Here is a 16,847-nt window from a genome sequence, read left to right as displayed (position 1 = left end):
TTCAGGGTAGTGCAGAAGGCTTTGTCGCAGCGACGATACGTCTGCCGCCGCGTCAATCAGACGACGAGTATAGCGGAAAACTGGTAGCGGCAGCGCCGGCAGGCCGTAGCGTCGGCCGCCGCGGCACGGCAGCGCCGCATGCGGGTCATTGCAGAATCAGCAGCAGTTGGGCGTCCGCGTGTTCGCCGGGTGTGCGCGCGAAGCCGCTTCGCACATAGCGGTGCCAGCGGCCGATGATATAGCTGAGCAGCAGATTGGCGCGCACGGCCGGATCGTAGCTGGCCGGAAGCGGGACGGCGATGTCGGGCACCGCGGCATCGCTTCGAGCGGCGTGCGTCCCGAGCTGCGCGGCGCGGTGCTCGCTGTCCGCGCCATCGAGACCGTCTGCTTCGCCGTCTACTTTGACTACGCCTATCGCGCCGGCGGCCTCTACCGCGCGCACGCTGTCGCCGTTCTGCTGCGCGTGCGCCTCCGTCAAACCGATGCGCAGGCATTGCTTCAGCGACGTCTCGATGCGCTCCAGTATCTGGTTCACGCGCTCGGTGAGCCGCTCATGCTCGCCGACGAGCGCCTCGCAGGTCAGCACGCGCGTCATGCCGGGGTTCTTCGCCGAGAAATTGAGCAGCGTGAGCGCGATCGCGCGCGCCTGCAGCACGCCGTTCGGCTCCTTCGCGACAATCTGGTTGATAAGGCCAAAGAGCGTCTGCTCGATAAATTCGATCAACCCCTCGAACATCTGCGCCTTGCTCGCGAAGTGCCGATACAGCGCCGCTTCGGACACACCTAGCCGGGCGGCCAGCGCGGCGGTGGTGATTTTTTCGTTTTTCGGCGCTTCGAGCATCGCCGCGAGCGTTTGCAGAATGTGCACGCGGCGCTCGCCCGGCTTCAGGCGCGTCGCGCGGCCGCCGTTGCCGACGGTGTCGCCGTTGCCGCCATGGGCGGCGATGCTGTGTTTTCCAGGTTGGTCCGGCTGGTCTTCGGTTACGGCCTCGTCATGCTTGCGGATCGGCTGCATGTCTGTCGTCCCTTCAGTCGCGCCGAGCGGTTGCCCAGTCGTAGCGATTTTAACGAACGAATGCGGCGGTCGACATAATGCGGGCGCCCCGTGCCCGGCAACCGCGCCGGAATGCCGTTTGCGCCCATGCGGCGCGGCAGATGTCCAACGATCCATACGGTGCGCAAGCCGAGCCGCTTGTAGCTTTTCAGGTGGCCGCGCGTGTCTTCGACGAGGATCGCATCGGCCGCGCTCACATGTGCGTCGCGCATCGCCTTGCGCAGCATGGCGGGGTCCGGTTTCGCGCGCCAGCCGCGGCGGTCGCGCATATGCTCGACGGCGATCACGCGCTCGAACAGGCGCTCGATGCGTAGTTCGGCGAGCACCGCGCGCGCATAGGCCTGGGGGCCGTTCGTCAGCACGATCTTGCGGCCCGGCAGCGCGGCAATCATGCGCGCGAGGCCGCGTTCGCTGCGCAGCATCGAGCGCAGATCACCGGGAAACGTGTGGACGACTTTCAGAAAATCGTGAGGATCGATCGGATGATGGCGCGCAAGGCCGAGCAGCGTCGCGCCGTAACGTTGCGTGTAGCCGACGCGCAGCCGGTCGGCCTCCTCGTGTTCGACTTGCAGCGCATCGATGATGTACTGCGTCATCGCGGTGTTGATCGCGGGGAAGATCGCGTGCGACGCGCGATGCAAGGTGTTGTCGAGGTCGAACAGCCAGACCGGGCTGCCGGCTTCGATCTTTGGGCGGCGTCTCTTTTGAGCGTGGCGCATTGTTGGAATCGGTGGGGCGGGCGGTCGGCGCCGGCCGGGCGCCGGGACGTGCAGCCGTCGTTCAATGCGAGCGGATCATCGTGCCGAATGGCTGCTCGGTCAGAATTTCGAGCAACACCGAGTGCTCGATGCGCCCGTCGATGATGTGCACCGAGCGCACGCCGCTCTTCGCCGCGTCGAGCGCCGACGAGATTTTCGGCAGCATGCCGCCAGAAATCGTGCCGTCCGCAAACAGCGCGTCGATTTCGCGCGCGGAAAGATCGGTGAGCAGCGTGCCTTCCTTGTCCATCACGCCCGGGATATTCGTCATCATGACGAGCTTCTCGGCGTTCAGCACGACGGCGAGCTTGCCCGCGACGAGATCCGCGTTGATGTTGTACGACAGGCCGTCTTCGCCGAAGCCGATCGGCGAGATGACCGGAATGAACGCGTCGTCCTGCAATGCCTTGACGACGGCCGGATTGATCGCTTCCACTTCGCCGACCTGGCCGATGTCGAGGTACTGCCCCGGGTTGTCCCGATCGGGCATCATCAGCTTGCGCGCATGGATGAGGCCGCCGTCCTTGCCTGTGAGGCCCACCGCGTGGCCGCCGAAGTGGTTGATCAGCGTGACGATGTCCTGCTGCACTTCGCCGCCGAGCACCCATTCGACGACTTCCATGGTTTCTTCGTCGGTGACGCGCATGCCCTGGATGAAGGTGCCCTGCTTGCCGATTTTCTTCAACGCCTGGTCGATCTGCGGGCCGCCGCCGTGCACGATCACCGGGTTGATGCCGACCAGCTTCAGCAGAATCACGTCGCGCGCGAAGCCCTGCTTCAGACGTTCCTCGGTCATCGCATTGCCGCCGTATTTGATGACCACGGTCTTGCCGTGGTACTGGCGGATGTACGGCAACGCTTCGGCCAGAATCTCGGCCTTCAGCGTGGGCGCGATCTGGGACAGGTCGGAAAGCTCGGACATGGCGGCGGCTCGGCGGGGACAAGTGAAAACAAGGGCGAATTGTACAGGAGTGGCGCGCTGCAACAGCGTTTTTGGCAGGGGCTGTCATGCCACGCGCAGCATGCCGGCAGCGCAGGTTTCATGGCGCGCGAGGTGCCGCGCGACGTGCGATCCGGCGGTCGTTTTGCCATGCCGCCGCGCGCACCGGTTGCAGCGCAAAAACACGCGCGCCTTCACCGTCGCACGCTCAATACGAAATCGGCGGCATGACTTCGCCGCCGGTTCTGCTGACCGGCCAGACGTGGCATCATTTCCTCGTCTCCTGACCGGTTTCATCTCGCCGTTTATGAATCCGCCCGTTCCCCGATCGCCTGCCTCGCCCCGCGCAGCCGAATCGCGTGGCCCGAAAAGCGCGCGCTGTCCGCGCTGCGGCCGCGCGTTCGATTGCGGGCAGGAGGCACGAACCGCCGACTGCTGGTGCCGCGCGATGCCGCCGCTGCCGGCCGACAGGCTCAAAGCGGGCAGCCGCTGCCTGTGCCCCGAGTGCCTCGCGGAGGAAATCGCCCGCGCGCAGAACGATCCGGCGGCGGCCGCCGCCGCGGACGACTGAGCGAAGCGAACGCTGCCGCCCGACCCGTGCCAGCCATACGTGTTGCGCCAGTGACACAATGACGCGGCGCATCCTCAGTGGCCCGAACCGGCCCTTTCAGCGGTTAAACTGACACGATGCACCGCATCACGAACACCGGCCGGGTCAACCTCGAGCATCTTTTCTGGCTGCGCAGCCTCGCCATCATCGGCCAGTTGCTGACCATCGCGTTCGTCCAGACTTTCGTCGGCGTTACGCTGCCGCTGCCCGCGATGCTGCTCGTGATCGGCCTCGAAGTGATTTTCAACGGCTTTACATGGCTGCGCGTCTCGCTACAGCGGCCCGAATCGAATCTCGAGCTGTTCGGGCAGCTCTGGGTCGATCTCGGTGCGCTGTCGGCGCTGCTGTTTCTGTCGGGCGGCACGACCAACCCATTCGTTTCGCTCTACCTGCCATCGCTTGCAATCGCGGCGGCCGTGCTGCCGTGGCACCTGATGATCTGGCTCGCCGCGTTCGCGGTCGCATGCTACGCAGTGCTCGGTTTCGAATCGGTGCCGCTCAACCTCGATAATCCCGCGAACCTCTTCGATTACTACCGCGCCGGCATGTGGGTGAACTTCACGGTCAGCGTCGGGTTGATTGCGTGGTTCGTCGCGCGCATGTCCAAGGCGTTGCGCCAGCGCGATGCGGCGCTCGGCGACGCGCAGCAGCGGTTGTTGCGAGACGAGCGCGCGGTCGCGCTCGGCGTGCAGGCGGCGACCGTCGCGCACGAAATCGGCACGCCGCTGTCCACCATTGCCATGCTCACCGAAGAATTGCGCGATGCGGCGCGCACCGATACGGGGCTCAAACCGTACGCGGCCGACCTCGATCTGCTCGAGCAGCAGATGTCGATGTGCACCTCGGCACTCGCGCGCCTGCGCAGCCGGGCATCGGCGCCGGGCAGCCGCCAGACGGTCGGCGAGTGGCTCGATTCGTTCGTCCAGCAATGGCGGCTGCGGCATCCGCATGTCGAACTCGATACGCTCGCCGCGGCGCCGGCCGGCGCGGTGGTCGACGATACGGTCGCGGTGAGCCAGATTCTCACCATCCTGCTCGACAACGCGGCGCGTGCGAGCCGCGATCACGTCACGTTGAAGGCGTCGCTCGTCGAGCACGGCAGCGCGATCGAATTCGAGGTGTGCGACGCCGGTCCCGGCATTCCCGCGTCGTTGCGCGCGTCGCTCGGTACGGCGCCCGTCGACAGCACGCAGGGCGGCCACGGTGTCGGCCTCTATCTTGCATTTTCGGCGGCGGCGCGCCTGGGCGGCTCGATCGAGCTGACCGACGCGCGCGACACGCGGCCGCGCGAAGTGGCGCCGCGCGGCACGCGCGCGGTGCTGCGGCTGCCGGTCGCCGCTTACGATTCATCCGGCGCGGCCGATAAAGGCCTCGCGTCGTCCAACAAGGAGAAACAAGCATGAGCGACATGAATTTCCTCGTCATCGACGATGACGAGGTATTCTCCGGCATTCTCGCGCGCGGTCTGACGCGGCGCGGCTACACGGTGGCCGAGGCGCACAACGCCGACGACGCGATCCGCCTCGCGAACCAGCAGAAGTTCGGCCAGATCACGGTCGACCTGCATCTGGGCAAGGACTCGGGGCTCAATCTGGTCGCACCATTGCGCGAACTGCAGCCGAATGCACGCATGCTCGTGCTGACCGGTTACGCGAGCATTGCGACCGCGGTGCAGGCGGTGAAGGACGGGGCGGACAACTATCTGGCGAAGCCGGCGAATGTCGAGACGATACTTGCGGCGCTGCAAAGCGAAGCGAGCGCGGTGCAGGCCGAAGAAGCGATCGAGCACCCGACGCCGCTTTCGGTCGCGCGTCTCGAGTGGGAACATATCCAGCGCGTGCTGGCCGAGAACAACGGCAACATCTCGGCGACCGCGCGCGCGCTGAACATGCATCGGCGCACCTTGCAGCGCAAGCTCGCGAAACGGCCGGTCAAGCAGTAGTCAGGGAGTAACGAGGCAGCACCGGGGCCGTAGCGGGAGGCAGTGGCGCGGCCGGTTACGGGGCACGCGTGGCAAAGAAAACGGGGAGCTTCGCAAAAAGCGGGCGGCCTCGCAGGAAGCCGCCCGTTTCGATTTCGCCTCGCTGCGCGACGCGCAAGCGCGCCGGCGATTACAGCACGTAGCGCGACAGATCTTCGTCGTCGGCGACTTCGTTCAGCGCGCGGTCGACATACGCGCCATCGATCACGACGTTCGTGCCCGCATGGTTGCCAGCCGAGAACGACACTTCCTCGAGCAGTTTTTCGATCACCGTATAAAGCCGGCGGGCGCCGATATTCTCGGTCTTCTCGTTCACCGAGAATGCGATCTCCGCGAGACGCCGGATGCCGTCGTCGGCGAAGTCGAGGTGCACGTCTTCGGTTTCGAGCAATGCCTGGTATTGCTTGACGAGGCTCGCATCGGTGGCGACGAGAATCGCTTCGAAGTCCTTCACCGACAGCGAATCGAGTTCGACGCGAATCGGAAAGCGCCCTTGCAGTTCGGGAATCAGATCGCTCGGCTTGGCCAGATGGAACGCGCCGCTCGCGATAAACAGGATGTGATCGGTTTTCACCATCCCGTACTTCGTGTTGATCGTCGTGCCTTCGACGAGCGGCAGCAAATCGCGCTGCACACCCTGGCGCGATACCTCGCCGCCGCCCGCTTCGTTGCGCGATGCGATCTTGTCGATTTCGTCGAGGAACACGATGCCGTTCTGCTCGACGTTCTGCACCGAGCGTGTCTTGATTTCCTCGTCGTTGAGCATCTTCGCCGCTTCCTCGTCCGTCAGCAGCTTCAGCGCTTCCTTCACCTTGAGCTTGCGGCGCGATTTCTTGCCGCCGCCCAGATTCGCGAACATCGACCGGATCTGCTCGGTCATGTCTTCCATTCCGGGCGGGCCCATGATGTCCATGCCGGTCGCAGGCGCTTCGATGTCGAGTTCGATTTCCTTGTCGTCGAGCTGGCCTTCGCGCAGACGCTTGCGGAACGTCTGACGCGTCGAGCTCGGTTCGTCGTGCGATTCTGAGCCGCCCGAACCGAAACCGACGGGGCGTGCGCCCGGCAACAGGATATCGAGGATGCGGTCTTCGGCCTGGTCCTGCGCTTTGGAGCGCACCTTGCGCATTTCGGTCTCGCGCGTCTGCTTGACCGAGATCTCCATCAAATCGCGCACGATGCTGTCGACGTCGCGGCCCACGTAACCGACTTCGGTGAACTTGGTGGCTTCGATCTTGATGAACGGTGCGTCCGCGAGCTTCGCGAGACGTCGTGCGATTTCGGTTTTGCCGACGCCGGTCGGTCCGATCATCAGAATGTTCTTCGGCGTGATTTCCTGCCTGAGCGGCTCGGCGACCTGCTGACGGCGCCAGCGATTGCGCAGCGCGACGGCGACGGCCTTTTTCGCGCGATCCTGACCGATGATGTGTTTGTCGAGTTCCGAGACGATCTCGGCGGGAGTCATGGTGCTCATCGTGGGTCCTTACTCGATCGTCTCGATGACGCGATTGTGGTTCGTATAGATGCACATGTCGCCGGCGATCTCGAGCGACTTTTCGACGATCTCGCGCGGCGACAGCCCGGTGTTGTCCGCCAGCGCCTTTGCCGCGGCTTGCGCATACGCGCCGCCGGAGCCGATCGCGCAGATGCCGCCTTCGGGATCGAGCACGTCCCCGTTGCCCGTGATGACGAGCGTGGCCTGTGCGTCGGCGGCGATCAGCATCGCTTCGAGACGGCGCAGCATGCGATCGGTGCGCCAGTCCTTCGCGAGTTCGACGGCGGCCCGGGTGAGATTGCCCTGGTGCTTTTCCAGTTTCGCTTCGAAGCGATCGAGCAGCGAGAAGGCGTCGGCCGTGCCGCCGGCGAATCCGACCAGCACCTTGCCGTTATAGATGCGCCGGACCTTTTTGGCGCCGCCTTTCATGACGATGTTGCCGAGGGTGACCTGGCCGTCTCCGCCGAGCGCGACCTTATCGCCTCGGCGCACGGAGACGATCGTCGTGCCGTGAAATTGCTCCATGTGCGTTCCTTCCTTGTGCAAAACAGGTGGTGCGCGGTGCTCGCGCTGCGTCACCGCGAAAATCCGTGACAGCGGACAGCACGCGACGCCTCGACGACGCGCGCGTTCTACGCATCCGGTTTATTTTAGGGCTTACGAGCCCATATCAAGGGGCCGTGGCGACGAGACGCACCACAAATGCCGTGCGCAATCGCTACGAATTTCGACAGAAGAATCGCGATTAGCCGGTAAATCGTGCGCGGTTTTGCAACGATGCCGGTGAAGCTTACCTGTCGTGGCGGCTGTGGTCTGTCGTGGCGGCTGTAGTGCGATGGCAATTGCACGACCCGCACGCAGCTGGGACGAAACGCCGGCGAGACCGCGGCGAAAGTGCGATGCAAGCGCAAAAGAAAAGAGGCGCACGAACCCGTGCGCCTCTCAAGGAAGCAGCGATAAAGACGCGGACCCCGCGCCGCGCCCGTGACAGACGTTCAGTCGCCGAACAGCTTCTGGCGCAACTCGCGGCGCTCCTGCGCTTCGAGCGACAGCGTAGCGGTCGGTCGCGCGATGAGGCGCGGAATACCGATCGGTTCGCCCGTTTCTTCGCACCAGCCGTAGTCACCCGATTCGATCCGCGCGAGCGACTGCTGCACTTTCTTCAGCAGCTTGCGTTCGCGATCGCGCGTGCGCAATTCGAGCGCATGCTCTTCCTCGATCGTGGCGCGATCGGCCGGGTCCGGCACGATCACGGTTTCGCGCAGATTCTCAGTGGTCTGGCCGGCATTGCGGAGAATCTCCGCCTGCAACTGCTCGAGCCGGTTCTTGAAGAAAGCGAGCTGATCCTCGTTCATGTAATCCTTGTCGCTCATCTTCAGGATTTCGGCTTCAGTCAAGAGTCGTTTCGTCGTCATCTGGCTTGCTTCTTCAATGTGAGGCAAACGGTGAGATTTGCCCGCACTTTCGTGTTGCCCGCAAAGGCGCTCGCTTCAAGGCGCTTGAAGACGCTCAATTCTCGCGCCGGCGAACACGGACGGTGGGCTGTCGTGACGCCGAAGCGCCGGTGCGGGGCCGAACTCCTCTGGAAACCGATCTACCGATACAGCTACTCCCGAGGCAATGCTTCCCTGGCAGCGCGCTATGAGCCGGCGTGCCTGCCGGCATATCGGCGTATTGCCCGGATAAGGTCTTCCGGCGCCGTTGCTTGCCCGGCACGATTGCGCGCTGACCGGGCGATTCGTTCTCATTCTCCAGCGGGGCTGTATTGTAACTGAATCACACTGCAGCCCCGCAATCGGGGGCAATCCCTGTCACGCCCCCGGATATCGACAAAATATAACGCGGCAACTGTCAAAAAGCGATGGTTCTACGTGCGTTAGACCGCAGGAATTGCCTGTGTTTCGCGCGATCGCAACGGCCCGTTGCTCACGGCCGCGACGCGAGGCGGGCAAGCGGGCTCATACAGCCTGATCGAAATATGATGTAGACGCCAGGCCGCCGAATTCAGCCTGCGAATTCGGGCGGCTTGTTCACACCAGACACGCGTCGAGGCCGTCGGTGATCAGATCTTGCGGCAGCTCGATGCCGATAAAGACCATCTTGCTGGTCTTCTTCTCGGCCGGCAGCCACTTGGCCGCGAGATCGCTGCCCATCATCTGATGAACGCCCTGGAACACCACCTTGCGATCGACACCCTTCATATACAGCACGCCCTTATAGCGCAACAGCCGCTCGCCGTAGATCTGCAGAATACCGCCGAGGAAGTCTTCGAGCCTGTTCGGATCGAACGGTCTATCGCTGCGATACACGAACGATTTGATCTTGTCGTCGTGATGCGCGTGATGGTGGTTGTGATGCGCGTGGTCGTGGCCTTCGTGATTGCAATGGCCGTGCTCGTGATCGCAGTTCGCGTGATCATGATCGTGGTCATGATCGTGATGCGCGTGATCGTGCGCGTGGTCGTGCTCGTCTTCGGCGAGGAAGTCGGGGTCGATCTCGAGCTTCGCATTGAGGTTGAAGCCGCGCAGATCGAAAATTTCCTTGATGTCGGCATCGCCGAAATTCACGACCCTGATCGCCGCCTTCGGGTTCATGTGCAGCAGACGGTGCCGCAGGTCGCCGAGCGCCGCTTCGTCGACGAGATCCGATTTGGTGACGAACAGACGGTCCGCGAAGCCGACCTGGCGCTGCACGACCTCGTGTTCGTCGAGCTGATGGTTCGCGTGCTTCGCATCGACGAGCGTGATGATCGCGTCGAGCAGGAATTCGTCGGCGATGCTGTCGTCCATGAAGAACGTCTGCGCGACCGGGCCCGGATTCGCGAGGCCCGTCGTCTCGATCACGACGCGGTCGAAATCGAGCTTGCCCGCCTGCTTCTGCGCGGCGAGATCGGCCAGCACGCGCGCGAGGTCGCCGCGGATCGTGCAGCAGATGCAGCCGTTGCTCATCTGGATGATCTGCTCGTCGGACTCCTGCACGAGGATCTCGTTGTCGATGTTCTCTTCGCCGAACTCGTTTTCGATCACGGCGATCTTCATGCCGTGCTGCTCGTTCAGGATGCGCTTGAGCAGCGTGGTTTTGCCGCTGCCCAGAAAGCCGGTGAGAATGGTCACGGGAATCATGTTGGTCGCCATATCGTGTCGCCTGTGCTGTATGTGGTGAATCCGGTCGGACTCAATGAGCAGACTCAATGAAGAGACTCAATGAGCGGACCAATAAGACCCACGCGTGAATCGGGGGCGGGAACCGCCGGTTTTCGAGCCTTGTAAGCCTCGAGCCGGGCGGATCAAGCCGGTTATTGAAACATATCTGCTGGGGCGCTGCCGGACGCAGGTCCCGGACCCTTACACCGGCGCCGTTCGCCCATGGGAAACAGTCAGAACTATGGGCGATCACGCGATTTGCAACAATAGGCCTTTCAGATATTCGCCTTCTGGAAAGGCCGTGAGCAGCGGATGGTCGACGCCGGCCCCGAGGCGCTTGAGGATACGCGCATCGACACGCGCATCGGCGGCCGCCCCGGCGACGATCTTCTGAAACAGCTCAGCATCGATCGCGCCCGAGCACGAATACGTGAACAGCAGGCCGCCCGGGCGCAGCAGCCTGAAGCCGCTCAGGTTGATGTCCTTGTACGCGCGCGCCGCCCGGTCGACGTGCTCGCGCGACGGCGCGAACTTAGGCGGGTCCAGCACGATGAGGTCGAAGCGCTCGCCGTCGTCGGCGAGGCGCCGCAGCGTCCTGAACGCATCGGCGTCGAGCCACGTCGCACGCGCGGCGTCGAAACCGTTTGCGGCGACGTTCTGCTGCGCGAGCGCGAGGGCTTCGCCCGACGAATCGATCGAGACGACGCGCTTCGCGCCGCCTTTGAGCGCCGCCAGCGAAAATCCGCCCGTATAGCAGAAACAGTTCAGCACGTCGCGATCGTGCGCATACTGCTGGACGAGCGCGCGGTTGTCGCGTTGATCGATATAAAAGCCTGTCTTGTGGCCGTTACGCACATCGACGTGGTAGCGCACGCCGTTTTCGCTCGCGATCAGCGTCGCGGGCGGCGCGTCGCCGGCCATCACGCCGGTGATCGGCTCGAGTCCTTCCTTGTCGCGAATCGATACGTCGGAGCGCTCATACACGTTCGGGCAGCCGGTCGCGCCCGTCAGCGCGGCGACGATCGCGTCTTTCCACGCCTCGACGCCCGCCGCCATGAACTGGCAGACGAGCTGGCCGCGCGCGGCTTCATCGTCGGCGACGTAGGAGTCGACGATCAGACCCGGCAGGCCGTCCGCTTCGCCGAAGATCAGCCGCACGGCGCCCGTGTCGCGCACCATGGCCTGCCGGTGCGCGAGCGCGCGCTGCACGCGGCGCTTGAAGAACGCGTGGTCGATCGGTTCGGCTTCGTCGAAGCTCCAGACGCGTGCGCGGATCTGCGAATGCGGGCTCCACGCGGCGCGTGCGAGAAAGCGGCCGTCATGCGCGCGCACGAGCACGGTGGCGCCGGCGCCGGGTTTGCCGTCGACCCGGTCGATCGCGTTCGCGTAGACCCACGGGTGGCGGCGCAGCAGCGATTTTTCCTTCGACGGTTTCAGCGTGACGGTATTCATGAATGTCGTGTTTTCAGCAGAATAATGTGCGTTTCGGGGTGCGTTCGGGGCGGAAGACGGGAAGCGCTGCGCCTGCTGCCTGCCTCGCCTGATCGAAGCAAGTCCACGGCCGTTGGCCGCAGATCGCGCCTCGTAGCGCTTCCTTGCGCGATTCGCGTGACCGGCGCTATCCGCGTTTCTTCGCTCGCGGATGCGCCTGATCGTAGACCCGTGCGAGGTGTTGAAAATCGAGCGCCGTATAGACCTGCGTCGCCGTGATGCTCGCGTGGCCGAGCAGTTCCTGCACCGCGCGCAGGTCGCCGCTCGACTGCAGCACGTGCGTCGCGAACGAATGGCGCAGCACGTGCGGGTGCACGTTGGCCGGAATGCCGGCCAGCATCGCCGCGCGCTTGACGCGCTCGCGCACGACATTGGGCGACATCCGCTTGCCGCGCGCGCTCAGAAAAAGCGGATGCGGATCGAGCTTGACGAACTCGCCGCGCACGGCGAGCCAGGCGCGCAACGCAACGAGCGCCTTGCTGCCGACCGGCACGACGCGTCGGCGGTTGCCCTTGCCGAGCACTTCGACTTCCGCCGCATCGAGCTTGAGCCAGCCCGCCGAGCGATAGCCGTCGGCCTCGGCGAAATGGACGTCGAGACCGACCAGTTCCGCGAGCCGCAAGCCTGACGAATAGAACAGTTCGAGCATCGCGTGATCGCGCAGGCTTTCGGTGTTGCCGGCGACCGGCGCTTCCATGAGCCTGTGGGTGTCGTCGACCGAGAGCGCTTTCGGCAGCGTTTTCGCCTGCTTCGGCGCTCGCACCGTCGCGACCGGGTTGGCCGGCAGTTCGACACGCCCTGCAAGCCAGCGATAGAACGCGCGCCATGCCGACAGCCGGTGCGCGATCGAGCGCGCCGTGAGGCCGCCCGCATGCGCGCGCGCGACGGCGCCGCGAATGTCGGTCGCCGTCAGGCTTTCCAGCGCGCGGCCGTTCGCGAGCTTCTTCAGCTCGTCGAGTTCGTGCGTGTAGCCGCGCAACGTATGCGCGGACAACCGCCGCTCGTGTTCGAGACCTGCCAGATAGGCGGCGATCGGATCGGCGGGCGTCACGATGGCAACGTTCCGTCAGCGTGCGAGCCGCGGGCTGTCCGTGCCCGTCGAACGGAGCGGCGGCGCATGATCAGCGCGGCAGCAGCCGGCTCAATGCGGCGCTGGCGAGCGTGCCGATCTGCGTGAGAAAGTCGGTCGCCATGCCGTCGTGAAAGCGCCGCGGATCGGCCGAGCCCATCACGAGCAGGCCGAATACGTTGCCGGTTTCGTCGCGCTCCGGATCGCGCAGCGCGATCAGCGAGATCGATTCGATCGCTTCGCTGCCGTTTGCGCCATGCGGTCCGTTTGCCCCGTTCGCACCGTTCGCACCGTTCGCACCGTTTGCCCCGTTTGCCCCGTTCGCCGCTTCGGACGCACCGGACCCTTCGCCCGGCGGCGCGGCCGATACGGCCGACACGGTCGACGCGAGCCATTGCGCAGCCTCGAACCCGGTGTTCGCCCCGCAGTACGGTGTGGCGAGGCTGCCTGCGAAGATGCGCACTTCCTCGCCGACCTGGCGCGTGAAATCGGCTTGCAGATACGGCTCGGCGACATCCCACACGCGCAGCGCCGCCTGCGGCACGTCGAACACCTCGCGCAAGCCGTGCGAGATCGTGCGCGGCAGCGCATACGGATCGCGTTCGGCCATCACACGGGCGGTCCAGCGGTTGAACTTCGCCGAGATGCTGTCGTTCTCGTGGCCATAGCGCAGCAGTTCGGCAAGGCGCCGCTCGAGCAGCTTGTTCTTGTCGCGCAGCATTTCCATCTGCCGTTCCTGCAGCGACACCGCGGCCTTGCCGTGCGGGTTCGCAAGCCGGATGGTCGCGAGCAGTTCCGCGTGGTCCGCGAAGAATTCGGGGTTGGCGAGCAGGTAGTCGGCGACTTCGCGATCGTTCATGTTTTCAGCCATAAAGCCGCGGGCGGTCGCGCCGCGCGGCGGTCAAGAATCAGTCGGCGAGCTCGATCTCGCCCTCGAACACGGTGGCAGCCGGGCCGGCCATCAGCAGCGGCGCTGCGCCGCCCGCCCACGAGATCGTCAGCACGCCGCCGTGAGTGTGCACGGCGACCGGCGAGTCGAGCAAGCCGCGCCGCACGCCCGCCGCGACCGCCGCGCAGGCGCCTGTGCCGCACGCGAGCGTCTCGCCGGCGCCGCGCTCGTAGACGCGCAGCCGGATCTCGTTGCGCGAGACGATCTGCATGAAACCCGCGTTCACGCGCTGCGGAAAGCGCGGATGCGATTCGATGACCGGACCGTCGGTGGTCACCGGGAAGGCTTCGACATCGTCGACCACCTGAACCGCATGCGGATTGCCCATCGTGACCGCCGAGATCCAGCGTGTCGTGCCGTTGATGTCGAGCGGCCAGAGCGTGTCGGCGCCCTCGCGGCGTCCCTCGAGGCCGCGTGCATCGAACGGCACGCGGGCCGGCTCGAATACCGGCGTACCCATATCGACGGTCACTTCGCCGTTTTCCTGCATCGTCAGCGTGATGACGCCGTTCGGCACCTGCACGCGCACGCTGCGCGCGTCGGTAAGGCCCGTGTCGCGCACGAACTTGACGAAACAGCGCGCGCCGTTGCCGCAATGCTCGACCTCGCCGCCGTCGCAGTTGAAGATGCGATAGCGGAAGTCCACGCCGTCGATGGTCGGCTTTTCGACGAGCAGCAACTGGTCCGCGCCAATGCCGAAATGCCGGTTCGCGAGCGCGCGCACGCGCGCGGCCGTCAGCTCCACGGGCCGCGTAAAGCCGTCGAGCACGACGAAGTCGTTGCCTGCGCCGTGCATCTTGGTGAATTTGAGTTTCATGGCGCTATTGTAAGTGACGCGGAACCGCTGCCGTGCGGCGTGCGCGGGCGGCCTCGCGTCAATAGAATCCCGGTTGCCCCGGCGGGCGCGTCTTGAACCGTTTGTGCACCCAGTAATACTGCTCGGGAATGCGCGGAATCTGCTCTTCGAGAAACGCGTTCATGCGGCGCGCGTCGGCTTCGTCGTCGCCGGTCGGGTAGTTGTCCCACGGCTTGAAGACGCGCAGCTTGTAACCTTTGTAGTTCGGCAGCACTTCGCCGATAAACGGCACGACCTGCGCATGCCCGACCTTCGCGAGACGTCCGACGGCCGTCAGCGTGCACGTCGGCACGCCGAAAAACGGCACGAAGGTCGAATTGCGCATGCCGTAGTCCATATCGGCGCCGAGCATGACGGGCTTGCGATCGCGCAGCCAGCGCAGCACGATGCGCGCGCTGTCCGCGCGGCTCGCCATTTCGGCGTCGAAGCGGCCGCGCGCCTGTTTCGCGACGGCTTCGAGTTCCGGATTCGACATCGGCTGATACAGCGACCCGCACGGCCGCCGCAGCGAGTAATTGAGGAAGATCGAACCCGCCTCGATGCCGACGAAATGAAAGCCGAGAAACAGCGTGGGCGGCAGGTTCGGGTCCGTCAGATCGATGTCGCTCTCGAGCTGCACGAGCTTTTCGAGCTTTTTCGCCGAGCCGAACCACTGGACGCTGCGCTCCAGATAACTGCGGATCGCATGCCGGAAGTGCTTTTGCGCGACGTCTTCGCGAACCTCGTCGCTCCACTCGGGAAAGCACAGCTTCAGGTTGATATGGACAATGCGGCGGCGCCGGCTCGGAATCTGGTAGAGCAGCCAGCCGAGGCCGTCGCCGAGCCGTGCCACGAAGCCGTAAGGCAGGATCGCAAAGAACTTGAGGAGCCCGATGGCCAGCTTCGGCCCGAAGCGGCTCAGCATGCAGACACTCGGGGCAGATTCGCGGAGAAACGCGCGCGGCGCGGCGCTGCGCAAAACAGAATGCGCGGATCGACCGGGGGGACCAGGGGCGGATAGGAATGCGGCACGCGTGGTTACTCTGTGACGATTAGAAGAAGTCGCTATAATAAGGGCTTCGCCGAGTTAATAGACAACTTGCGGGGCGAAGCCGAAAGCGTTCTGTTTTCGTCAACCATCTGGCTCAACAAGGCCATGCATGGTTTTCGAAGAGCGCGGCCGGTAAGGAAATCCGCTAAAGCGTCGCCGCTTCAGGCTCTGGAAGTTGGCTACGTGAAACTCAAACCCGTAACCACATAACAAGGAGTCTGCAACGTGGCAAACGATTTTCTTTTCACCTCCGAATCCGTTTCCGAAGGTCATCCGGACAAAGTCGCGGATCAGATTTCCGACGCGATTCTCGATGCGATCTTCACGCAGGACAAATACTCGCGCGTAGCGGCTGAAACGCTGTGCAATACGGGTCTCGTCGTGCTGGCGGGTGAAATTACAACCACGGCCAACGTCGACTACATCCAGGTCGCGCGCGAAACCATCAAGCGCATCGGCTACGACAACACCGATTACGGTATCGACTATCGCGGCTGCGCGGTGCTTGTCGCGTACGACAAGCAGTCGCCCGACATCGCACAAGGCGTCGATCGCGCACACGACAACAACCTCGATCAGGGCGCGGGCGACCAGGGCCTGATGTTCGGCTATGCCTGCGACGAAACGCCGGAACTGATGCCGCTGCCGATCCACCTGTCGCACCGTCTCGTCGAGCGCCAGGCGAATCTGCGCCGCGATGGCCGCCTGCCGTGGCTGCGTCCCGACGCGAAGTCGCAGGTCACCATTCGCTACGTCGACGGCAAGCCGCATTCGATCGACACCGTCGTGCTGTCCACGCAGCATGCGCCGGAAATCGAACTGTCGACGCTGCGCGAAGCCGTGATCGAAGAGATCATCAAGCCGACGCTGCCGGCCGATCTGATCAAAGGCGACATCAAGTTCCTCGTGAACCCGACCGGCCGTTTCGTAATCGGCGGTCCGCAGGGCGATTGCGGTCTGACGGGCCGCAAGATCATCGTCGATACCTACGGCGGCGCGGCTCCGCACGGTGGCGGCGCGTTCTCGGGCAAGGATCCGTCGAAGGTCGACCGTTCGGCTGCTTATGCGGGCCGTTATGTGGCGAAGAATATCGTCGCGGCCGGCCTCGCCTCGCGTGCGCTGATTCAGGTTTCCTACGCGATCGGCGTGGCTCAACCCACTTCCGTGATGGTCAACACGTACGGCACGGGCCGCGTGTCCGATGCGACGATCCAGCGTCTCGTGCTCGAGCACTTCGACCTGCGTCCGAAGGGCATCGTGCAGATGCTCGATCTGCTGCGTCCGATCTACGAGAAGACGGCTGCATATGGCCACTTCGGCCGCGAAGAGCCGGAATTCACGTGGGAAGCAACGGACAAGGCGCTCGCACTCGCCGAAGCGGCCGGCACGGAGCCGGTGGCGGCCATCGCCTGACGTAAACCGTTCGGTAAAGAGCGAGTTTCACGCACCCTGCCAGCGCAACGCGCTGGCAGGG

Annotated in this window: 16 protein-coding genes; 4 read left to right on the top strand and 12 right to left on the bottom strand. The window is 64.4% G+C overall.

Going from position 1 to position 16,847, the window contains the following annotated elements; translation table 11 throughout:
- Positions 1–145 precede the first annotated feature (145 nt).
- The 3 genes from slmA to argB all read right to left on the bottom strand — a co-directional run bounded on the left by slmA (position 146) and on the right by argB (position 2,734).
- On the bottom strand, positions 146–1,015 hold the full coding sequence (gene slmA, locus QYH69_RS18350; protein ID WP_308833249.1) for a nucleoid occlusion factor SlmA: 870 nt from the start codon (positions 1,013–1,015) through the stop codon (positions 146–148).
- On the bottom strand, positions 982–1,773 hold the full coding sequence (locus QYH69_RS18345) for a pyrimidine 5'-nucleotidase (RefSeq protein WP_308833248.1): 792 nt from the start codon (positions 1,771–1,773) through the stop codon (positions 982–984). The genes slmA and QYH69_RS18345 overlap by 34 nt, the downstream gene beginning before the upstream one ends.
- 61 nt (positions 1,774–1,834) lie before the next feature.
- Entirely contained in the window at positions 1,835–2,734 is a 900-nt protein-coding gene (argB, locus tag QYH69_RS18340) for an acetylglutamate kinase (RefSeq protein WP_308833247.1), read from the bottom strand.
- Between the two features lie 325 nt (positions 2,735–3,059).
- On the opposite strand from argB, the gene QYH69_RS18335 reads away from it, so the two are divergent.
- The 3 genes from QYH69_RS18335 (at position 3,060) to QYH69_RS18325 (ending at position 5,304) form a co-directional block, all read left to right on the top strand.
- A complete protein-coding gene (locus QYH69_RS18335; RefSeq protein ID WP_308833332.1) occupies positions 3,060–3,323 on the top strand; it encodes a cysteine-rich CWC family protein in 264 nt (87 codons plus the stop codon).
- A 116-nt stretch (positions 3,324–3,439) separates the two neighbouring features.
- A complete protein-coding gene (locus QYH69_RS18330) occupies positions 3,440–4,765 on the top strand; it encodes an ATP-binding protein (protein WP_308833246.1) in 1,326 nt (441 codons plus the stop codon).
- Entirely contained in the window at positions 4,762–5,304 is a 543-nt protein-coding gene (locus QYH69_RS18325; RefSeq protein ID WP_075155486.1) for a response regulator transcription factor, read from the top strand. The genes QYH69_RS18330 and QYH69_RS18325 overlap by 4 nt, the downstream gene beginning before the upstream one ends.
- 169 nt (positions 5,305–5,473) lie before the next feature.
- Here QYH69_RS18325 and hslU read toward each other — a convergent pair whose 3' ends face one another.
- The 9 genes from hslU to QYH69_RS18280 all read right to left on the bottom strand — a co-directional run bounded on the left by hslU (position 5,474) and on the right by QYH69_RS18280 (position 15,247).
- Positions 5,474–6,814 (bottom strand): ATP-dependent protease ATPase subunit HslU, encoded by a 1,341-nt coding sequence (gene hslU / locus QYH69_RS18320; RefSeq protein WP_075155487.1) that lies wholly within the window; start codon positions 6,812–6,814, stop codon positions 5,474–5,476.
- A 9-nt stretch (positions 6,815–6,823) separates the two neighbouring features.
- Complete coding sequence (hslV, locus tag QYH69_RS18315) at positions 6,824–7,360, bottom strand: ATP-dependent protease subunit HslV (protein ID WP_308833245.1); 537 nt, start codon at positions 7,358–7,360, stop codon at positions 6,824–6,826.
- A 470-nt stretch (positions 7,361–7,830) separates the two neighbouring features.
- Positions 7,831–8,250: an RNA polymerase-binding protein DksA gene (dksA, locus tag QYH69_RS18310; protein WP_075155489.1), complete on the bottom strand. Its 420-nt coding sequence runs from the start codon at positions 8,248–8,250 to the stop codon at positions 7,831–7,833.
- A gap of 615 nt (positions 8,251–8,865) precedes the next feature.
- Positions 8,866–9,957, bottom strand: a complete 1,092-nt coding sequence (locus QYH69_RS18305; protein WP_308833331.1) for a GTP-binding protein — start codon at positions 9,955–9,957, stop codon at positions 8,866–8,868.
- Positions 9,958–10,227: 270 nt separating this feature from the next.
- Complete coding sequence (locus QYH69_RS18300) at positions 10,228–11,430, bottom strand: class I SAM-dependent rRNA methyltransferase (RefSeq protein WP_308833244.1); 1,203 nt, start codon at positions 11,428–11,430, stop codon at positions 10,228–10,230.
- Positions 11,431–11,596: 166 nt separating this feature from the next.
- Positions 11,597–12,520 (bottom strand): tyrosine recombinase XerC, encoded by a 924-nt coding sequence (gene xerC, locus QYH69_RS18295; RefSeq protein ID WP_308833243.1) that lies wholly within the window; start codon positions 12,518–12,520, stop codon positions 11,597–11,599.
- A 70-nt stretch (positions 12,521–12,590) separates the two neighbouring features.
- Positions 12,591–13,397 carry a DUF484 family protein gene (locus QYH69_RS18290; RefSeq protein WP_308833242.1) on the bottom strand — a complete coding sequence of 269 codons (807 nt, stop codon included), beginning with the start codon at positions 13,395–13,397 and terminating at the stop codon, positions 12,591–12,593.
- 49 nt (positions 13,398–13,446) lie between these two features.
- A complete protein-coding gene (dapF, locus tag QYH69_RS18285) occupies positions 13,447–14,304 on the bottom strand; it encodes a diaminopimelate epimerase (RefSeq protein ID WP_308833241.1) in 858 nt (285 codons plus the stop codon).
- Between the two features lie 58 nt (positions 14,305–14,362).
- Complete coding sequence (locus QYH69_RS18280) at positions 14,363–15,247, bottom strand: lipid A biosynthesis lauroyl acyltransferase (RefSeq protein ID WP_075155494.1); 885 nt, start codon at positions 15,245–15,247, stop codon at positions 14,363–14,365.
- Positions 15,248–15,598: 351 nt separating this feature from the next.
- Here QYH69_RS18280 and metK point away from each other — a divergent pair, with 351 nt between their 5' ends.
- Complete coding sequence (gene metK, locus QYH69_RS18275) at positions 15,599–16,786, top strand: methionine adenosyltransferase (protein WP_308833240.1); 1,188 nt, start codon at positions 15,599–15,601, stop codon at positions 16,784–16,786.
- Positions 16,787–16,847 lie beyond the last annotated feature (61 nt).

Source organism: Paraburkholderia sp. SARCC-3016 (assembly GCF_031119615.1).
In the GTDB taxonomy this organism is placed as follows: Bacteria; Pseudomonadota; Gammaproteobacteria; order Burkholderiales; family Burkholderiaceae; genus Paraburkholderia.
The sequence above is the reverse complement of the archived record's forward strand: the minus strand, read 5'-3'. Positions and strand labels throughout refer to the sequence as shown.

What these genes read in the sequence shown, in the direction of transcription:
- slmA (WP_308833249.1), bottom strand. Translation starts at nt 1,015, where the DNA reads ATGCAGCCGATCCGCAAGCATGACGAGGCCGTAACCGAAGACCAGCCG.
- QYH69_RS18345 (WP_308833248.1), bottom strand. Translation starts at nt 1,773, where the DNA reads ATGCGCCACGCTCAAAAGAGACGCCGCCCAAAGATCGAAGCCGGCAGC.
- argB (WP_308833247.1), bottom strand. Translation starts at nt 2,734, where the DNA reads ATGTCCGAGCTTTCCGACCTGTCCCAGATCGCGCCCACGCTGAAGGCC.
- QYH69_RS18335 (WP_308833332.1), top strand. Translation starts at nt 3,060, where the DNA reads ATGAATCCGCCCGTTCCCCGATCGCCTGCCTCGCCCCGCGCAGCCGAA.
- QYH69_RS18330 (WP_308833246.1), top strand. Translation starts at nt 3,440, where the DNA reads ATGCACCGCATCACGAACACCGGCCGGGTCAACCTCGAGCATCTTTTC.
- QYH69_RS18325 (WP_075155486.1), top strand. Translation starts at nt 4,762, where the DNA reads ATGAGCGACATGAATTTCCTCGTCATCGACGATGACGAGGTATTCTCC.
- hslU (WP_075155487.1), bottom strand. Translation starts at nt 6,814, where the DNA reads ATGAGCACCATGACTCCCGCCGAGATCGTCTCGGAACTCGACAAACAC.
- hslV (WP_308833245.1), bottom strand. Translation starts at nt 7,360, where the DNA reads ATGGAGCAATTTCACGGCACGACGATCGTCTCCGTGCGCCGAGGCGAT.
- dksA (WP_075155489.1), bottom strand. Translation starts at nt 8,250, where the DNA reads ATGACGACGAAACGACTCTTGACTGAAGCCGAAATCCTGAAGATGAGC.
- QYH69_RS18305 (WP_308833331.1), bottom strand. Translation starts at nt 9,957, where the DNA reads ATGATTCCCGTGACCATTCTCACCGGCTTTCTGGGCAGCGGCAAAACC.
- QYH69_RS18300 (WP_308833244.1), bottom strand. Translation starts at nt 11,430, where the DNA reads ATGAATACCGTCACGCTGAAACCGTCGAAGGAAAAATCGCTGCTGCGC.
- QYH69_RS18290 (WP_308833242.1), bottom strand. Translation starts at nt 13,397, where the DNA reads ATGAACGATCGCGAAGTCGCCGACTACCTGCTCGCCAACCCCGAATTC.
- dapF (WP_308833241.1), bottom strand. Translation starts at nt 14,304, where the DNA reads ATGAAACTCAAATTCACCAAGATGCACGGCGCAGGCAACGACTTCGTC.
- QYH69_RS18280 (WP_075155494.1), bottom strand. Translation starts at nt 15,247, where the DNA reads ATGCTGAGCCGCTTCGGGCCGAAGCTGGCCATCGGGCTCCTCAAGTTC.